Origin of the sequence: Variovorax sp. RKNM96 (assembly GCF_017161115.1) — a bacterium.
Classification (GTDB): Bacteria; Pseudomonadota; Gammaproteobacteria; order Burkholderiales; family Burkholderiaceae_C; genus Variovorax.
On sequence record NZ_CP046508.1, the window covers coordinates 1,213,478 to 1,230,689 of the forward strand.

At 67.5% G+C, this 17,212-nt stretch carries 15 protein-coding genes; 6 read left to right on the top strand and 9 right to left on the bottom strand.

Annotation, left to right across the window (positions count from 1 at the left end; all coding sequences use genetic code 11):
- Positions 1-11: 11 nt before the first annotated feature.
- The gene (locus GNX71_RS05535; RefSeq protein WP_206177388.1) at positions 12-791 is read left to right on the top strand and encodes an SDR family oxidoreductase; all 780 of its coding nucleotides are present in this window, start codon (positions 12-14) and stop codon (positions 789-791) included.
- Between the two features lie 24 nt (positions 792-815).
- On the opposite strand, the gene GNX71_RS05540 is transcribed toward GNX71_RS05535, so the two are convergent.
- From GNX71_RS05540 to cphA (GNX71_RS05560), 5 genes are all read right to left on the bottom strand, one after another.
- Positions 816-1,070: a hypothetical protein gene (locus tag GNX71_RS05540; protein WP_206177389.1), complete on the bottom strand. Its 255-nt coding sequence runs from the start codon at positions 1,068-1,070 to the stop codon at positions 816-818.
- A 151-nt stretch (positions 1,071-1,221) separates the two neighbouring features.
- Positions 1,222-1,683, bottom strand: coding sequence for a hypothetical protein (locus tag GNX71_RS05545; RefSeq protein WP_206177390.1), 462 nt, complete (start codon positions 1,681-1,683; stop codon positions 1,222-1,224).
- A gap of 35 nt (positions 1,684-1,718) precedes the next feature.
- Positions 1,719-2,129 (bottom strand): hypothetical protein, encoded by a 411-nt coding sequence (locus GNX71_RS05550; RefSeq protein ID WP_206177391.1) that lies wholly within the window; start codon positions 2,127-2,129, stop codon positions 1,719-1,721.
- Positions 2,130-2,280: 151 nt separating this feature from the next.
- Positions 2,281-4,848: a cyanophycin synthetase gene (gene cphA, locus GNX71_RS05555; RefSeq protein ID WP_206177392.1), complete on the bottom strand. Its 2,568-nt coding sequence runs from the start codon at positions 4,846-4,848 to the stop codon at positions 2,281-2,283.
- A gap of 41 nt (positions 4,849-4,889) precedes the next feature.
- Positions 4,890-7,127 (bottom strand): cyanophycin synthetase, encoded by a 2,238-nt coding sequence (gene cphA, locus GNX71_RS05560; protein ID WP_241027176.1) that lies wholly within the window; start codon positions 7,125-7,127, stop codon positions 4,890-4,892.
- A gap of 139 nt (positions 7,128-7,266) precedes the next feature.
- Here cphA (GNX71_RS05560) and GNX71_RS05565 point away from each other — a divergent pair, with 139 nt between their 5' ends.
- Positions 7,267-9,540 carry an ABC transporter ATP-binding protein gene (locus GNX71_RS05565; protein WP_206177394.1) on the top strand — a complete coding sequence of 758 codons (2,274 nt, stop codon included), beginning with the start codon at positions 7,267-7,269 and terminating at the stop codon, positions 9,538-9,540.
- The gene (locus tag GNX71_RS05570; RefSeq protein ID WP_206177395.1) at positions 9,537-10,016 is read left to right on the top strand and encodes a DUF1854 domain-containing protein; all 480 of its coding nucleotides are present in this window, start codon (positions 9,537-9,539) and stop codon (positions 10,014-10,016) included. Before GNX71_RS05565 ends, GNX71_RS05570 begins: the two co-directional genes overlap by 4 nt.
- Before the next feature lie 7 nt (positions 10,017-10,023).
- On the opposite strand, the gene GNX71_RS05575 is transcribed toward GNX71_RS05570, so the two are convergent.
- Both GNX71_RS05575 and GNX71_RS05580 read right to left on the bottom strand, forming a co-directional pair.
- On the bottom strand, positions 10,024-11,184 hold the full coding sequence (locus tag GNX71_RS05575) for an acyltransferase (RefSeq protein WP_241027177.1): 1,161 nt from the start codon (positions 11,182-11,184) through the stop codon (positions 10,024-10,026).
- 70 nt (positions 11,185-11,254) lie between these two features.
- Positions 11,255-11,665 (bottom strand): DUF2177 family protein, encoded by a 411-nt coding sequence (locus tag GNX71_RS05580; protein ID WP_206177396.1) that lies wholly within the window; start codon positions 11,663-11,665, stop codon positions 11,255-11,257.
- 76 nt (positions 11,666-11,741) lie between these two features.
- On the opposite strand from GNX71_RS05580, the gene queC reads away from it, so the two are divergent.
- Entirely contained in the window at positions 11,742-12,455 is a 714-nt protein-coding gene (gene queC, locus GNX71_RS05585; RefSeq protein WP_206177397.1) for a 7-cyano-7-deazaguanine synthase QueC, read from the top strand.
- Here queC and GNX71_RS05590 read toward each other — a convergent pair.
- Both GNX71_RS05590 and GNX71_RS05595 read right to left on the bottom strand, forming a co-directional pair.
- Positions 12,437-14,227, bottom strand: a complete 1,791-nt coding sequence (locus GNX71_RS05590) for an ABC transporter ATP-binding protein/permease (RefSeq protein ID WP_206177398.1) — start codon at positions 14,225-14,227, stop codon at positions 12,437-12,439. The genes queC and GNX71_RS05590 overlap by 19 nt on opposite strands.
- 115 nt (positions 14,228-14,342) lie before the next feature.
- Positions 14,343-14,903, bottom strand: a complete 561-nt coding sequence (locus GNX71_RS05595) for a phosphonate degradation HD-domain oxygenase (RefSeq protein WP_206177399.1) — start codon at positions 14,901-14,903, stop codon at positions 14,343-14,345.
- Positions 14,904-15,078: 175 nt separating this feature from the next.
- Between GNX71_RS05595 and GNX71_RS05600 the strand changes: the two genes are divergently transcribed.
- Both GNX71_RS05600 and GNX71_RS05605 read left to right on the top strand, forming a co-directional pair.
- Positions 15,079-16,113 (top strand): putative 2-aminoethylphosphonate ABC transporter substrate-binding protein, encoded by a 1,035-nt coding sequence (locus GNX71_RS05600; protein ID WP_206177400.1) that lies wholly within the window; start codon positions 15,079-15,081, stop codon positions 16,111-16,113.
- A gap of 22 nt (positions 16,114-16,135) precedes the next feature.
- The gene (locus tag GNX71_RS05605) at positions 16,136-17,209 is read left to right on the top strand and encodes an ATP-binding cassette domain-containing protein (RefSeq protein WP_206177401.1); all 1,074 of its coding nucleotides are present in this window, start codon (positions 16,136-16,138) and stop codon (positions 17,207-17,209) included.
- Positions 17,210-17,212 lie beyond the last annotated feature (3 nt).

The window sequence follows — 17,212 nt, forward strand, 5'->3', positions numbered from 1 at the left end:
AGGACTTTGAAATGACCGCTTCCAGCAACCCCAATGCCTCCCGCATCGCACTCATCACCGGCGGCGGCCGGGGCCTCGGCCGCAGCGCCGCGCTGGCGCTCGCTGCGGATGGTGTCGATGTGATCCTGACCTATGTGTCCAACGAAGCCGCCGCGCAGGCGGTGGTGTCGGAGATCGAAGCGAAAGGGCGCCGCGCCGTCGCGCTCGGGCTCGACGTCGGCGACAGCAGGACCTTCGCCGCATTCGCCGATTCGGTGAGGACGGCGCTGGCCGCCACCTGGCAGCGCGAGCGCTTCGACTTCCTGGTGAACAACGCCGGCGTGGGCCTGCATGTGAACTTCGAGGACACGACCGAAGCGCAGTTCGACACGCTCTACAACATCCACTTCAAAGGCACGTACTTCCTCACCCAGAAGATGCTGCCGCTGATCAACGACGGGGGGCGCATCGTCAATGTGTCGACGGGGCTCACGCGCTTTGCCATGGAGGGCACTTCGGCCTATGCCGCGATGAAGGGCGCCGTGGAAGTGCTGACGCGCTACCTCGCCAAGGAACTCGGCAAACGCGGCATCGCGGCGAACACGATCGCGCCGGGTGCGATCGAGACCGACTTCAGCGGGGGCGTGGTGCGCGACAACGCACAGGTGAACGCGATGGTCGCGGGCTTCACCGCGCTCGGACGCGCGGGCAAGCCCGACGACATCGGCGGTGCGATCGCGGGCTTGCTCGGGGAGGGGAATCGCTGGGTGAATGCCCAGCGCATCGAGGTGTCGGGCGGGATGCTCGTCTGAGCAGCCCCTGAGCGGCAGATGCGCTCAGCTTTTCTCGAGTTCGGTGACTTGCAGGGACAGGTCGAAGAGCTTGGACTTGCTGGCGTAGTAGCGGTCGAGCCGCCATTCCTTGAGGATGTCCATGGCGAGCTGGAAGCTCTTGTAGTCGAGGGAATAGAGCGTGACCAGCTCGAAGCTGTGTTCGGACTCCAGGGCCAACACGAGTTGGGCCAGGATCTTGGCCGAGTCGTTGGCCGGGTCCGTTTCTATGAATCGGCGAGCGACCTTGATGGCATTCATGGGAAAGAGTTCCTCGGTGGGCAGGGACCGAGAACTATAGCTAGCACGCGACTGCCTTTTATGACAGTCTTGTGACAATCAGGGCCATCGCCCGGAGGCCGGGGCCTCCCTCCTCCAAAGCGAGTACCTGTGGTTTCGTTTCCGCGCCGATTCAGCGGATGGGTGCCGGCATCGGCATCGGACGCGGCGCCATGATCGGTTCGGGCGCGCGCTCCATGGGCATCGGCGCCGGCATCACCACGGTCGTGACCGATTCGCGGATCACGCCGCCGCCCATCACGCTGCCTTCGACGCTGGCGCTGGTGTTGCCCTCGCCGCCGAGCACGCGGGCTTCGCAATCCCTGCGGTCACCGGGCGATTGCTGCAGGCCGCAGCGTGCGAGCGCATTGGCGCGGTAGTCGGGTGCGCCGGTCAGGCCGCCGCGGGCGGCTTCCTGGCGGGCGGCGCCGGCTTCGCGGATGCAGGCGGCGCGGTCCTGCTGGTTGTGACCGCAGACCGAGAGTTCCTGCTGGTAGATGCCGCCGCGGCCACTTTGGGCAGTGGCCAGGGTGGCGCTGGCCATGCCGCCGACGGCGAGCAGGGCGAGGACGATCGAACGGGTGTTGCTTTTCATGATGTGCTCCTTGGCGTAGTCAGTCAGTCAGCAAATCAACGCGCCGGCGCGGGTTGGGCCGGCAGGGGTGTCACGGTTTCGCGGATCACGCCGCCGCCCATCACGCTGCCTTCGGTGGTGGTGCGCGCGCCGCCCTTGATGCGGGCTTCGCAGTCGGCCTGGTCGGCCGCGGGTTGTTCGGCACAGCGCGCCAGGGAATTGACCTGGCCCCGTGCCGGACTCGGCGTGGTGAGGCCGGCGCGGCCGGCTTCCTGTTTCGCGGCGCCGGCTTCACGCAGGCACGCCGCACGGTCTTGCTGCACGCCGTCGCAGACGGCGCGTTCCTTCTGTGCGCGGGCGTCGGTGCCGGGCGCCTGCGCGCTCGCGGTCTGTGCGCCGAAGACGATGAAGCCGCTGGCGGCGAAGAAGGCCGTGGCGGAAAGGATGGAACGAACTGTTGTTGTCATGCGGGCTCCTGGTTGGGGCGCGTCCTCCGAGAGGTGCGCGACCGGAGCCTCAGTCTGCTGCTCGCCGGGGTGCGGCGTCTGTGGGACAGCCCCGTTCAGCGGGCGGGCCGGACACGCCCCTGTGTGTGGGACATGTCCGTCAACCCGTGTGTCAGCCTGCTGCGATGCGTTGCGCGAGGTGAGCGAGCGCTTCTTCGACCTGGTCGACAAGGATCAGCGACAGGTCGCCTGGCTGCAGCCGGGCCAGCGCCGTGTCGATCGCCACGAATTCGCCGCGGATCTCGTCGATGTAGCGCGTGCGGCCCGCGCCCTGCAGGCCCTGGCGCAGCAGCGCCATGACTTCGCCGTCGGCACGGCCCCTTTGCGCCGCGTCCTGATAAAGGATCACGTCGTCGAAGGCTTCGCCGAGGATGGCCGTCTGGTCGCGGATGTCCGAATCGCGCCGGTCGCCCGCGCCGCTGATCACCACCGAGCGCTTGTTGGCAGGCATCGTGTCCACGGCCGAGACCAATGCGCGCATCGCGTCGGTGTTGTGGCCGTAGTCGGCGATCACGGTGGCGCCGCGGTAGTCCATGACGTTGAAGCGCCCGGGCACGCCGGCCGCGTCGTTCATGAAGCTCGCGAGGCCGCTGCGGATGGTGTCCCAGTCCAGGCCCACGGCCCAGGCCGCGGCCACCGAGGCCATCACGTTGTCGACCTGGAAGCCGATGGTGCCGTTGCGCGTGATCGGCACGTCGCGCAGCGGAATGCGCTCGCGCCACGAGCCTTCGGCGGCGACCAGCGTGTCCTGGTCGACGTACACGGTGCGCTTGCCCTGCGCGCGGTGCGTGGCCATCACCGGGTGCATGCGGTCGGCGGTGAAGAAGATCACATGGCCGGGGCAGCCGGCCGCCATCGCGGCAACGTTCACGTCGGCCGCGTTGAGCACCGCGTAGCCGTCGGCCGCCACGTTGCGCACGATCACGCGCTTCAACACCGCGAGGTCTTCGACGGTGGTGATGTAGTTCAGCCCCAGGTGGTCGCCGCTGCCGATGTTGGTGACCACGGCCACCTGGCAGCGGTCGAAGCCGAGGCCCTCGCGCAGCACGCCGCCGCGGGCCACTTCGAACACGGCCGCATCGACGTCGGGATGCATCAGCACGTTGCGTGCGCTCTTCGGGCCGCTGCAGTCGCCGCCGTCGGTCTGGCGGCCGTCGACGTACACGCCGTCGGTGTTGGTCATGCCGGTGCGCAGGCCGCTCGAAGCGAGCAGGTGGTTGATGAGGCGCGCGGTGGTCGTCTTGCCGTTGGTGCCGGTGACCGCGACCACCGGAATGCGGCCGTCGTCGCCGTGCGCGAACATGGTGTCCATCACCGCTTCGCCGACCGCGCGGCCGCGGCCGAACGAGGGCGAGATGTGCATGCGAAGGCCCGGGGCGGCATTCACTTCGACCACGCCGCCGTGCTGCTCCTCGAGCGGGCGCAGCACGTTCTCGCAGACCATGTCGACGCCGCAGATGTGCAGCCCGACCATTTGCGCCGCATCGACCGCGCGCGCGGCCACTTCGGGGTGCACGGTGTCGGTCACGTCGGTGGCGGTGCCGCCGGTGGAAAGGTTCGCGTTGTTGCGCAGCACCACGCGCTGGCCGCGCTCGGGCACGCTCTCGGGCGTGAGGCCCTGCGATTCGAGCCGGCCGATGGCGATGTCGTCGAGGCGGATCTTGGTGAGCGAGGTGGCGTGGCCCTCGCCGCGGCGCGGGTCGAGGTTCACCGCGTCCACGAGCTGGCGCACGGTGAGCTGGCCGTCGCCGATCACCTGCGGCGGATCGCGCCGTGCGGCGGCCACGAGCCGGTCGCCGACCACCAGCAGGCGGAAGTCGAAGCCCGGCAGGAATTTCTCGACCATCACCTCGCCGTAGACGGCGGCCGAGTCGTAGGCCGAGGTCAGTTGCTCCTTGGTGGTGATGTTGACGGTGACGCCCTTGCCCTGGTTGCCGTCCTGCGGCTTGACCACGACCGGCAGGCCGATTTCACCGGCCGCCACCCAGCCGTCTTCGGCGCTGGAGACGGGGCGGCCCAGCGGCACCGGCACGCCGGCGGCGTTGAGCAGCTGCTTGGTCAGTTCCTTGTCCTGCGCGATCGACTCGGCCACGCCGCTGGTGCTGTCGACTTCGGCGGCCTGGATGCGGCGCTGCTTGGAACCCCAGCCGAACTGCACCAGGCTGCCGCTCGTGAGGCGGCGGTACGGAATGCCGCGCGCCACGGCGGCATCGACGATGGAGCCGGTGCTCGGGCCGAGGCGCTCGGATTCGTCGAGGTCGCGCAGCTCGGTGATGGCGGCGGTGGCATCGAAGGGCGTGTCGGCCTGCGCGGCGGCGATCAGCTGGTCGGCCAGCTCGATCGCGCGGCGGCCCACGGCTTCTTCGCTGTATTGAAAGACGACCTGGTAGACCCCGTCTTCCACCGTCGGCGCGGTGTGGCCGAAGTTGACCGCGCAGCCGGCCTGCGCCTGCAGCGCCACGGCCGCGTTTTCCAGCACGTGGGCGAGCGCCAGCGGCTGGCCCAGCACCATCGGGTGCAGTTCGCCGATGGTCGGGAAGCGGGCGCGCAGGCGCGCTTCGAAACCGGCGAGCTTGCTGATGGCGTTTTCATCGCCTTCGCAGGCCACGACCGCTTCGATGGCGGTGTGGCGGCTCCAGAGATTGGGCCCGCGAAGGGCTCGGATGCGGGTGACTTTCATGGGGCGACGAAGGCTTGCAATCTGGCGAGTGGCACGAGGCCTCAGGCGAATTGAGGTTGAAGGGGCTGCGTTTGCGAGAGTTGCAGCGAAGCCAGGGCAGCCTGCAGGTCGGCTTCGAAAGCCTCCACGCCGGCGCCGATCAGGTTCAGTGGAATGCCCATGGCCCAGGCGGCGGCCACGGCGGCCAGCAGGCTTTCGAGGGTCACGCCGGCGTGGGTGGCGCGCCAGATCGTCAGGCGTCCCAGGCCCGGCAGGAACGATTCGCTGCTGCCGTTGGCCAGCACCACGCGGTCCTGGCGCACGAGCACGGCCTTGCCGCCGGCGGTCTGGTGCGCGGTGAGCGCGGCGGCCTGCGGGTCGGCCGAATAGAGGATGACGGCGCCATCGCACAGCGGCGCGAGGCCGGCCACGCGCGCATCGGCCGCGTTCAGCACGGCCGTGCCTTCGCCGAGCACCACGTCGACCTGCGTGCGCAGCACCTTGACCATCTGGTCGCTCTCGGTGATGTCGTAGTCGGCGAGCGCTTCGGCGCCTTCGAGGTCGGTCACGATGCCGACTTCGCAGCGGTCGTAGGCCAGGCCGTCGCGCAGGATGGTTTCGGCGCCGTTCTCGATCACCACGGCCTGCACGGCGCGGTTCACGAGCAGGCGGTGGCCGGCTTCCCAGTTGGCGCTGTTGCGCGCATCGACGCGGCGGCGCTCGAGGAACAGGCCGTCGCGGCAGGCCAGGCCCGTGTGGCGCCCGCCCAGGTTGATGAGCCAGGCGACAAGGCGCGCGAGCACACCGGTGTCCTGCGAGCCAGCCACGCCGACCACGGGAATGCGGCCGGGCGCGTCGTTGGGGAACAGGTGGTCGCAGATCGCGCGGCCCACCGGGCGCGGCGAGCCGACGGCCGGCTTCAGGTGCATCAGGAGACCGGGGCCGGCGTTGACTTCGACGATCGCGCCGCGCTGCGGGCCGAGCGGCTTGGAGATGTCCAGCGCCACGAGGTCGATGCCCGCGATGTCGAGGCCCACGACGCGCGCGGCCAGCACGGCGGCGTGCGCGACTTCGGGGTGGACCTGGTCGGTGCAGTCGTTGGCCATGTTGCCGTTGCGCTGGATCGTCACCACGCGGCCGGCGGCCGGCACCGAGGCGCCATCGAGTTCCTGGCGCTTGAGTTCGAGCTGCAGCTTGGCGTCGGTGGCCAGCACGATCAGGTCGAGCGGGTATTCCTCTTCGGCGCCGCGGCGCGGGTCGCTGTTGAGCTGCTTCTCGATGAGTTCGGCCACGCTCAGCTTGCCGTCGCCGGTCACGGTGATGATCTCGCCGCGCGCGGCCGCCACCACTTCGCCGCCCACCACCAGCAGGCGGTGTTCGTGGCCGCGGATGAAGCGCTCGACCATCACGTCGCTGCCTTCGGGCTCGGCGACCGCGAAGGCGGCCATGACTTCTTCGCGCGTGGTCAGTTCGAGCGACACGCCGCGGCCGTGGTTGGCGTCCGAGGGCTTCACGACCACCGGCAGGCCGATGTCTTCGGCGGCTTCCCAGGCTTCTTCGGCGCTGGCGACGATCTGGCCTTCGGGCACCGGCACGCCGCAGCTCGCGAGCAGGGACTTGGTCAGTTCCTTGTCGCTGGCGATCGATTCGCCGATGGCGCTGGTGTAGTCGGTCTCGGCGGTCCAGATGCGCTGCTGGTTGGCGCCATAACCCAGTTGCACGAGGTTGCCGCTGTTCAGCCGCATGTGCGGGATGCCGCGGTCGGTGGCGGCGGAGACGATGGCGGCGGTGCTCGGGCCGAGGTAGCAGTCCTCGACCTTGGCCTTGACCGCGTCGACGGCCTTCTGCACGTCGCCGGCGCTGAACGGGTCGTTGTTGATGGCGGCCATCAGGAGCTTGTGGCCCTCGGCCAGCGCCACCCGGGCGACCTGCTCGTCGCGCGCCCGGAACACCATGCGGTAGACGCCGTGCTCCGAGGTACTGCGGGTTTGCCCGAATCCGGTCGGCATGCCGGCCAGGTTCAAAAGCTCGATGACGACGTGCTCAAGCACGTGGCCCGACCAGGTGCCTTCGGTCAGCCGCTGGATGAAGCCGCCGCGCTCGCCCACGCCGCAGTGGTGCTCGATGAGCGCCGGCAGCAGGCCGGTCAGGCGGTCGGTGAAACCGTCGATCTTGTTGGAGGGGAAGTCTTCCAGTTGGCCCAGGTCGAGCCAGACTTCGAGCACCGGACGGTAGGTCCAGAGGTTGGGACCGCGCAAATAGTTGATGCGCAGCAGGCGGATGTCGTCGAAACGGGTCATGAAAACGTTCGATGTGCTTTGGCCGAGCACCACGGCGCCTTCAAGCGCGCCCATGGCAATCAGTCAGAATCGGCGCCCGACAAAGGACGCCATGACGCGGTCCCTGCGGCCCGCGACGGGCAAGAGTCAAAGAAACACAATGCAACATCACGATCCAGTCGGCACCCGGGAGGGCGAAATCGAGGCGGCTTCAGGCGCGCTGAAAAACCGGCTCGCAGTCGCGGAAAACGTTCTGGTAACACTGCCGGTTGACCTCGATTACGAACTTCGTTTCTCTTCCGGCTTAGTTGCCCTGACTGACCAGCGCCTGATTGCGCTGGAACCGGGTGGCGAATGGCGTGAGTGGCCACTCACAGAACCGGCGCTTCAACTGCAGTTGGCCGACCATTCGGGCGTCGGCACGCTCGACCTGATCGGCCCCGACGGCCGCCTGGCGCGCTGGCGCTACACGCTGGCCAGCCAGGCCCATGCGCTGCGCCTGCTCAAGCTGTTCGGCCAGCGCGCGGCCGATGTCGCGGAGGCGACACCCGAGGTCGTCGACGGCGACGAACCGGCCGACACCGAACTCCAGACGCCGCCCTCGACCTGGGTGCTGCTGCGCCTGGGCCGTTTCGCCAAGCCTTACCGCAAGCAGCTTTTCCTGGGGTTTTTCCTGACCCTGCTCTCGACCGCCGCCACGCTGGTGCCGCCGTACCTGACCATCCCGCTGATGGACGACATCCTGATCCCGTTCCAGAACGGCAAGCAGATCGATCCGGGCCTGGTGGGCCTCTACCTGGGCGGCCTGCTCGGCGCCGCGCTGCTCGGCTGGGGCCTGGGCTGGGCCCGCACTTATCTGCTGGCGCTGGTGTCCGAGCGCATCGGCGCTGATCTCCGCACCAGCACCTACGAACACTTGCTGACCCTGCCGCTCGACTATTTCGGCGGCAAGCGCACCGGCGACTTGATGTCGCGCATCGGCTCGGAAACTGACCGCATCAACGTCTTCCTGTCGCTGCATGCGCTCGATTTCGCCAACGACGTGCTGATGATCGTCATGACGGCGGCCATCCTGATCTCCATCAACCCGCTGCTGGCGGTGGTCACGCTGGTGCCGCTGCCCTTCATCGCCTGGATGATCCATGTGGTGCGCGATCGCCTGCGCACCGGCTTCGAGAAGATCGACCGCGTCTGGTCGGAAGTGACCAACGTGCTGGCCGACACCATTCCCGGCATCCGCGTGGTCAAGGCCTTCGCGCAGGAACGCCGCGAAGCCGATCGCTTCCGCACCGCCAACGCCTACAACCTGCAGGTCAACGACAAGCTCAACCGCACCTGGTCGGTATTCACGCCCACCGTTTCGCTGCTGACCGAAATCGGGTTGCTCGTGGTGTGGGGCTTCGGCATCTGGCAGGTCTCGCGCGGCAGCATCACGGTGGGTGTGCTCACCGCCTTCATCGCCTACATCGGCCGTTTCTATACGCGGATGGATTCGATGAGCCGCATCGTCTCGGTCACGCAGAAGGCCGCGGCCGGCGCCAAGCGCATCTTCGACATCCTCGACCATGTGAGCAACGTGCCCGAACCGGTGAACCCGGTGAAGGTGGAGCGCGTGCAGGGCCGCATCGAGATGAGCGGGCTGGGTTTCCGCTACGGCTCGCGCGCGGTGATCCACAACCTCGACCTCGTGATCGAGCCCGGCGAGATGATCGGCTTGGTGGGCCACAGCGGCTCGGGCAAGAGCACGCTGGTCAATTTGATCTGCCGCTTCTACGACGTGACCGACGGCGCCATCAAGGTCGACGGCACCGACATCCGCCGCTTCGCCGTGGCCGACTACCGGCGCCATGTGGGGCTGGTGCTGCAGGAGCCGTTCCTGTTCTTCGGCACCATCGCGCAGAACATCGCCTACGGCAAGCCCGACGCCACGCGCGAAGAAGTGGTGGCCGCGGCCCGCGCAGCGCATGCGCACGACTTCATCCTGCGCCTGCCGCATGGCTACGACTCGCTGGTCGGCGAGCGCGGCCAGGGGCTTTCGGGCGGCGAGCGCCAGCGCATCAGCATTGCGCGCGCACTGCTGATCGACCCGCGCATCCTGATCCTTGACGAGGCCACCTCGGCGGTGGACACCGAGACCGAGAAGGAAATCCAGAAGGCACTCGACAACCTCGTGCAGGGCCGCACCACCATCGCCATCGCCCACCGGCTGTCGACGCTGCGCAAGGCCGACCGGCTCGTGGTCATGGACCGCGGCGAGGTCGTCGAGGTCGGGCCGCACGACGCGCTCATGGCCAAGCAGGGCGCCTACTGGCGGCTCTACCAGGCGCAGTTGCGCCAGGCCGACGACGATGCGAGCGAAGGTGCCGTCGACGAACGCGCCGGCGCACAGTTGCCGCTCATCAGCCACGCAGCACATCCGGCAGGTGACGCATGACATCCGACAACACCATCACCTTTGCCATGGAGCGAGACACCTTCGGCCGCCTCGTGCTGACCGACGCCCAGGGCGAGCGCCATGTGGGCATCACGCCCGTGCGCGCCTTTCCGCTCACTGCGCCTGGCGAGGGCATCTCGCTGGTCGGCGGCGACGGCCGCGAGCTGGTCTGGATCGACCGCGTCGAGACGCTGCCGCCGCAGACCCGGGCGCTGCTCGAAGAAGAACTCGCGGTGCGCGACTTCGCACCCACGCTGCTGAAGCTGCACAAGGTCTCCAGCTTCGGCGTGCCCAGCACCTGGACCGTGAGCACCGACCGCGGCGACACCAGCTTCGTGCTCAAGGCCGAGGAAGACATCCGCCGGCTCGAAGGCGGCGCGCTGCTGATCGCGAGCGCGCACGGCGTGCAGTTCCGCATTGCCGATGCGAAGGCGCTGGACCGGCCTTCGCGCAAGCTGCTCGAACGGTTCCTCTAGCGCTGATTCAGAGCGGGCTGCGGTTGCGGCCTGGTCGCAACGCGCCAGCGGCGTCGCAGCCCGGCAGCGGCGTCTTCGACAACGCCGCCTGCTTCACCGCCTTGGCCCAGCGGTGGCCCCAGTCGGTGATCGGCTTCTCGAACCAGCGGTAGAGCTGGTCCGAGAGCACCAGCGCCAGGGCGAAGGAAAGAAAGAGCAGGGTGCCGCCGACGATGGTGGGGCCCGGCAGCACCGCGATTACTGCGTGCGCGGCGGTGTACTGCACCAGGTACATCGCATACGAGCGGTGGCCGACGAACACCAGCGGCTTCGACGCCAGCGCCCGGGCGACCCAGGTGCGGGCGGCGATGAGCGCCGGGATCAGCATCGCGATCAGCAGGCTGTACACCGCGATGGCCGAGGCATCGCCGATGCGCCCGGCAATCACCGGAAAGCGCCGGTGCACCACCAGCAGCGCCAGCACGAGCGCGATGGTCGCGCCATGGCTCATGAGGCAGCGAACCAGCCCGAAGGTGCGGCGCGAATTCATCAAAATGGCCAGCCCCGAGCCGAACAGCATGCCGACGTAGTTCTGCGGCAGCAGCAGCCTCCACTGGAACTCGCCGATGCCGAGCATGGCCAGCGCCGCGAGGCAGAAACCGACGGTGGCAAGGCCCGACCGGAGCGTCGTGCCGAAGACCACGAGCAGCGTGGGCCAGACCAGGTAGTACTTCCACTCCACGCCCAGAGTCCAGGTCATGTGCAGGGGCGCCATGTCGGCCAGCTCGTTGAGCAGCGTCAGGTAGTAGGGCGTGGCCGCCTTCATCTGCTCCCAGGTGCCGTCTTGCGCGACATGGCTCAGGCCCAGCACGGCCAGGAAGACCAGCAGGTAGAGCGGCAACAGGCGGGTGGCTCGGCGGATGTAGAACGCCTTGAGCGACACGCTGCCGGTGCTGTCGCGCTCGCGCAGCAGCAGCGTGGTGATTAGGAAGCCGGAGAGGACGAAGAAGGCGTGAACGCCGAGCCAGCCCGAGAAACGCGTCCAGCCGATGCCGCCGAAATGGTCACTGAAGACGAGGAAGACGGAGACGGCCCGCAGGCCATCGAGTGCTGCGAAATTGCGTGTGCCCTGAAAGTCTTCGAAGCTGATCGCGGTGCCGCGCTCGCCCATCTTTTTTGTCCCCTGCATCGTTCGTGCAGGATTTTGCACCGGCAGGGTGCTTCGGCGCCCCTGTCGAAAGTCATAGTGTGGCGTGGAGTCAACGCGCGGCGAACCAGCGCAAAGCCAGCGCGCCGGCCGCCGCGGCGACCCCGCTCACCAGCGTGCCCCAGGCGATGTCGATGAACGACAGGGCCAGCGGCCAGTTGCGGATCACCGCCAGGTTGGTCAGGTCGTAGGTGGCGTAGCAGAAGAGCCCGAAGAGCCCGCCCAGCACCGCCGCCCGCGTCACGCTCTGCGCATCGATGCCCGGCAGGATCGCGAAGATCAGGAGGCCAATGGGATACAGCAGATAGAACACGGCCGCGAAGGCCAGCCGGGGCTGTGGCGACATCAGGTCGCCCATGGCCTCCTGGTACATGTTCTTGGCGACGACGCCGAGCCAGAGCATGTCGATCACCAGCAGCACGATGAAGGTGGCGGCCCATGCGACGAGGTGTTTGGTGCTCATCCGCGGGATCGTATCCGCGGCCCCGCCGGGCCTGCGAAAATCGCGTCTTTGGACTACAACGGCCCCGCTGACGGACATGCCCCTGCACACCACCGCCCTCGTTCTGTTCTCCGGCGGCCAGGACTCGACCACCTGCCTGGCCGACGCGCTCTCGAAGTACCAGCGCGTCGAGACGCTGGGCTTCGACTACGGGCAGCGCCACCGTGTCGAGCTCGACGTGCGCGGCACCATCCTTGCGCAGATTCGCGAGCGCTTTCCCGACTGGGCACCGCGCCTGGGCGAAGACCATGTGCTCACGCTCGCGGCGCTGGCGCAGCTCGGCGGCTCCTCGCTCACCGAAGAGGTCGCCTTCGCGATGCAGGCCGACGGCCTGCCCAACACCTTCGTGCCCGGGCGCAACCTGCTGTTCCTCACGCTGGCCGGCGCGCTGGCCTACCGCCGCGGGCTGCAGGTGATCGTCACCGGCGTGTGCGAGACCGATTTCTCCGGCTACCCCGACTGCCGCGACGACGCCATGAAGGCGATGCAGCTGGCGCTCTCGCTCGGGCTGGAGCGGCGCCTCGTCATCGAGACCCCGCTCATGTGGATCGACAAGGCCGAGACCTGGCAGATGGCGCACCGCCTGGGCGGCGAGCCGCTGGTCGACCTGATCGTGGAAGAGACCCACACCTGCTACCTCGGCGACCGCGTGCACCGCCAGGCCTGGGGCTATGGGTGCGGCGAATGCCCCGCCTGCGATCTGCGCAAGAAGGGCTGGGAGCGTTATTCCGGTCAGGCCGCGGCGGGCTGAGCCGCCGAGGTGTTCAGCCGGTAGCGCGCACCGCCTGCTGTTCCTTCTTCCTGAGGCACCAGCGTCCAGCGCTGGTTGTGGAAATCGCCGACGGCTGCGCGGTGCGCGATCGACACCATCGCGCCGCCTGCCGCATGCACCGTGTCCGACAACCGCTTGTAGAGCTCGCCTTCGGCCTTCGCATCGAGGGCGCTGGTGATCTCGTCGGCGAACAGCCATGCCGGTTTTTTCAGCAGCACGCGTGCGATGGCCAGGCGCTGCTGCTCGCCGCCCGAGAGCTTCTGGCTCCATGAATCGCTGTCGTCGAGGCGGCTGGCCAGGTCGGGGAGCAGGGCATCGGTCAGGGCCTGGCGGAGTTGGTCGTCGGTGAAGTCGGCGGCGGGGTTCGGGTAGGTCAGCGCGTCGCGCAGCTTGCCGTCGGGCACGTAGGGGCGTTGCGGCATGAAGGCGACGTTGTCGGGCACTTGCAGGCGGCCTTTCGAGAAAGGCCAGATGCCCGCGAAGGTGCGAAACAGCGTCGACTTGCCGCTGCCCGAAGGACCCTGCAGCAGCACGCTGTCTCCGGGCTTCACGGCCAGCGCGGCGCCGGCGAGCAGCGGTGTTCCGTTGGGCAGCGCGATCGCCAGGTCTTCGGCATTCAGCGCGGCTGCGGGCGTGCGCTGCAAGGCCTGTTCTTGCGCGGCATGGGCGGCCATGCTGTCGTCGAAACCGGTGAGGCGGTCCGTGACGGCTCGCCACACGGCCAGGCTGTCGTAGTTGTCGACGAACCAGCTCAGCGCTTCCTGCACGCTGCCGAAAGCCGATCGGATCTGCATCAGGTGGCCGAGCTGGAACGCGCCGGCAAAGTACTGATATCCCGCGACGATGAACGGAAAGATCACGGCCGCCTGGCCGAAGAACGCGGTGAAGGTGACCAGGTTCTTTTGCTGCTTGATCAGTTGCAGATAGTTGCGCAGCACGCTGGAGAAGCGCAGGTCGAGCTGTCCGCGCTCCACCTTCTCTCCCTTGTCCAGTGCAATGGCCTCGCTGTATTCGCGCACGCGCACCAGGTGGTGGCGGAAGTCGGCTTCGTAGCGCTGCTGCATGAAGTTCAGCTTGATCAGCGGACGGCCGATGAAATGCGTGATGACGGTGCCGATGACGGAGTAGGCCAGCGCGATCCACACCATGGCGCCGACGACCTGGTAGGTCGTGCCGGCGACGGTGAACGAGACGCTGCTCGACAGCACCCAGAGCAGGCCGACGAAGCTCGCCAAGGTGACGACCGCATTCAGCAGGCCCATCGACAGCGACATCGTGGCGCTGGTGAACATCTGCATGTCCTCCTGGATCCGCTGGTCCGGGTTATCGGGTACGCGGCCGTCCTGGTTCGCGTAGCGCGCGAGCTCGAGGTGATAGAAGGTGTGGTTGGCCATCCAGCGCGACAGGTACTCGCGTGTCATCCAGCTGCGCCAGCGCAACTGCAGCAGTTGCGTCACATAGAACTTGAGCACCTGCACCGCGATGTTGAAGAAGGCGATCCAGCCGAAGACGCCCACCTCGCGCCAGAAGACCACCGAATCCTTGTTCTGCAGCGCGTCGTAGAAGCGTCCATACCACTGGTTGCCCAGCACGGCCACGTACACATACAGCAGGTTCAGCGCGACGATGCCCAGCAACATGACGCGGGCGCGCCATTTCTCCTCGGACCTGAAGTAAGGCGCAGACAGCGCAAAGACGCGCTTCAGAACCTGGGCGAACGTGGCGGCGCGCGCCGTGACGGATGAAGACATGCAGGTTTCCTCGCTGCGCGCAGGCGCGCCGTACATCGTGAGGAAACCATAGTAGACAAATGTTTCTTAAACCGGGCTGAAACCGGCCCAAGGGCAGAAAGCCGGTTCTTCTTTCTCAGCGCAGCATGACCCGCGCCGCAGTCTCCAGGAAGTGCGCCAGCGGCGGCGTCTTCAGCCCCTCGGCCTTCGCCTCCTCATCCCACAGCCGCAACCGCACGGCATCGCCGGACCAGCGATGCGAGGCAAATCGCTCCGCCGCTTCGGTGTCCATCACCCCGCCCTGCAACGCAAGACTGCGCACCGAATCCGGCGAGAGCTTCGAGAAATAGTCCGGCCGCGTCGCGCACAGGTAGCGCTTGGCATCCACATGCAGCCGGATCGGCTCGCGCACTTCCACATCGAAGGCGCCACGCAGCAGCGGCAATGCGATGTATTGATGACGATCGTCGATGCCCAGCTCGGTGGGCGATTGCGACAGCGTCTGGTGCTCGGCGATCAGCAAGTGGCCGAGGTCGTGCAGCAGCGCGGCCGTGACGAGCGCATCGCTGGCACCCGCCTGCTCGGCAAGCCATGCGCACTGCAACGCGTGCTCCAGTTGCGACACCGGCTCGCCTGCGTAGGCAACCCCGCCGCGTTCGGCGAACAGGCGTGCGATCTCGGCAAGGTCGAGTGTCATGGAAGTGAAACGAAGCGCGTGCGACAGCCTGTGAAGCGTCGCCGCACGCCATGACATCCGTGTGACGCATCTGACAAACCCCTGTCACATGGCGCTGCGAGCATCGCCGCGTTCACGGCCACGCCGTGCGTACTTTTGTCCGCGTCATTTCAATCTTCCCGAGGGATTTCCCATCATGCTGCTTCGCTTCATCCGTCGTGCCGCCGTGCCGGCCGCCTTGTTCTCGCTGGCGTTCGCCGCCTCCGCACAAGGCCGTACCGAGTTGCTGGTCTACACGGCGCTCGAGGCCGACCAGGTGCAGGCCTACAAGGCCGCGTTCGAAAAGGAAAACCCGAACATCGAGCTGAAGTTCGTGCGCGACTCCACTGGCATCGTCACCGCCAAGCTCCTGGCCGAAAAGGCCAACCCGCAGGCCGACGTGGTGTGGGGCCTGGCCGCCACCTCACTGATGCTGCTCGACAAGGAAGGCATGCTCCAGCCGTACGCGCCCAAGGGCCTGGACGCCATCAAGCCGACCATGCGCGATCCGGCCAACCCGCCCAAGTGGGTCGGCATGGACGTGTGGTCCTCGGCCATCTGCTTCAACACCGCCGAAGCGACCAAGAAGAACCTGCCCAAGCCCACGAGCTGGGCCGACCTCACCAACCCGGTCTACAAGGGCCAGATCACCATGCCCAACCCCGCGGCATCGGGCACCGGCTACCTGATGGTGTCGGGCTGGATCCAGATGATGGGCGAGGACAAGGCGTGGAAGTACATGGACGCGCTGCACCAGAACATCGGCATCTACAGCCAGTCGGGCAGCAAGCCCTGCCGCCAGGCCGGCGCGGGTGAGTTCGCGCTCGGCATGTCCTTCGAATACCGCGCCAACAAGACCAAGCGCGACGGCGCACCAATCGACATCGTGCTGCCGAAGGAAGGCCTCGGCTGGGACATGGAAGCCACCGGCATCATCAAGACCAGCAAGAAGCAGGACGCCGCCAAGGCACTGGCCGACTGGGCCGTGACGAAGCAGGCCAACGAGCTCTACGCGAAGAACTTCGCCGTGCTCGCGCTGCCGGGCATCCAGGAGAAGCTCGAATTCGTGCCGGGCGACGTCGAGAAGCTGCTCGCCAAGAACGACTTCACCTGGGCTGCCGCGAACCGCGACCGCATCCTCACCGAATGGTCGAAGCGCTACGAATCGAAGTCGGAAAAGAAGCCGATGTGATCGGGCTTCCGGACAGCAGTACATGACGAGCTTTCTTTCTCTCCGCGGCATCGGCAAGTCCTTTGGTGCCACCCGCGTGCTCGACGGCATCGATCTGGACATCGAGCCGGGCGAATTCGTGTGCCTGCTCGGTCCCTCGGGTTGCGGCAAGACCACGCTGCTGCGCATCGTGTGCGGCATCGAACGCGCCGACAGCGGGCAGATCCTGCTCGGCGGCCAGGACATCGCGGGCCTGCCGCCCGCGGCGCGCGGCTTCGGCGTGGTGTTCCAGTCGTATGCGCTGTTCCCCAACCTCACGGCGGCGCAGAACATCGCCTACGGCCTGCATCCCACCGGCGCGCTCGCACGCGAGATGGCCAAGCGCTCGCGCGAGATGCTCGACCTCGTCGGCCTCACCGCGCACGCCGACAAATACCCGGTGCAGCTCTCGGGCGGCCAGCAGCAGCGCATTGCGCTCGCTCGCGCCCTTGCGCCCAACCCGCGCCTGCTGCTGCTCGACGAACCGCTCTCTGCGCTCGATGCGCAGGTGCGCGCGAGCCTGCGCAGCGAGATCCGTTCGCTGCAGAAGCGCCTGGGCATCGTCACCATCATGGTCACGCACGACCAGGAAGAAGCCCTCTCGATGGCCGACCGCGTGGTGCTGATGCACAACGGCCGCATCGAGCAGGCCGGCACGCCCGACGAGCTGTACCGCCAGCCGCGCACCCGCTTCGTGGCCGGTTTTGTCGGCCGCATGAACATGCTGCCCGCGACCGTGCTGGCTGACGGCAAGGTGCGCGTGCGCGACAGCGAACTGTTCTGCGCGCCTGGCAGCCTGAGCGTGGGCTCGCAAGCCACCGTGGGCATCCGCCCCGAGCACGTGGTGGTCAAGCGCTTCGGCACCGAACTCGGCGCCAACAGCTTCGCGGCGCGCCTGCTCGACACCGAATTCTTCGGCAACCGCACCTCGGCGCGGCTGGCCTGCGAACCGCTGGGCATCGAGATCGAAGCCGAGCTGCCTGCCGATGCGCGCAGCGGCGGCGAAGAGCCGCTGGTGCCCAGCAGCATGGTGCATATCCAACTGCCTCTGAATGCGCTGTCGGTCCTGGCGCACTGAGAA

Bases quoted from the DNA above. Each gene is read 5' to 3' on its own strand.
- GNX71_RS05535 (WP_206177388.1), top strand. From the start codon at position 12: ATGACCGCTTCCAGCAACCCCAATGCCTCCCGCATCGCACTCATCACC.
- GNX71_RS05540 (WP_206177389.1), bottom strand. From the start codon at position 1,070: ATGAATGCCATCAAGGTCGCTCGCCGATTCATAGAAACGGACCCGGCC.
- GNX71_RS05545 (WP_206177390.1), bottom strand. From the start codon at position 1,683: ATGAAAAGCAACACCCGTTCGATCGTCCTCGCCCTGCTCGCCGTCGGC.
- GNX71_RS05550 (WP_206177391.1), bottom strand. From the start codon at position 2,129: ATGACAACAACAGTTCGTTCCATCCTTTCCGCCACGGCCTTCTTCGCC.
- cphA (WP_206177392.1), bottom strand. From the start codon at position 4,848: ATGAAAGTCACCCGCATCCGAGCCCTTCGCGGGCCCAATCTCTGGAGC.
- cphA (WP_241027176.1), bottom strand. From the start codon at position 7,127: ATGACCCGTTTCGACGACATCCGCCTGCTGCGCATCAACTATTTGCGC.
- GNX71_RS05565 (WP_206177394.1), top strand. From the start codon at position 7,267: ATGCAACATCACGATCCAGTCGGCACCCGGGAGGGCGAAATCGAGGCG.
- GNX71_RS05570 (WP_206177395.1), top strand. From the start codon at position 9,537: ATGACATCCGACAACACCATCACCTTTGCCATGGAGCGAGACACCTTC.
- GNX71_RS05575 (WP_241027177.1), bottom strand. From the start codon at position 11,184: ATGCAGGGGACAAAAAAGATGGGCGAGCGCGGCACCGCGATCAGCTTC.
- GNX71_RS05580 (WP_206177396.1), bottom strand. From the start codon at position 11,665: ATGAGCACCAAACACCTCGTCGCATGGGCCGCCACCTTCATCGTGCTG.
- queC (WP_206177397.1), top strand. From the start codon at position 11,742: ATGCCCCTGCACACCACCGCCCTCGTTCTGTTCTCCGGCGGCCAGGAC.
- GNX71_RS05590 (WP_206177398.1), bottom strand. From the start codon at position 14,227: ATGTCTTCATCCGTCACGGCGCGCGCCGCCACGTTCGCCCAGGTTCTG.
- GNX71_RS05595 (WP_206177399.1), bottom strand. From the start codon at position 14,903: ATGACACTCGACCTTGCCGAGATCGCACGCCTGTTCGCCGAACGCGGC.
- GNX71_RS05600 (WP_206177400.1), top strand. From the start codon at position 15,079: ATGCTGCTTCGCTTCATCCGTCGTGCCGCCGTGCCGGCCGCCTTGTTC.
- GNX71_RS05605 (WP_206177401.1), top strand. From the start codon at position 16,136: ATGACGAGCTTTCTTTCTCTCCGCGGCATCGGCAAGTCCTTTGGTGCC.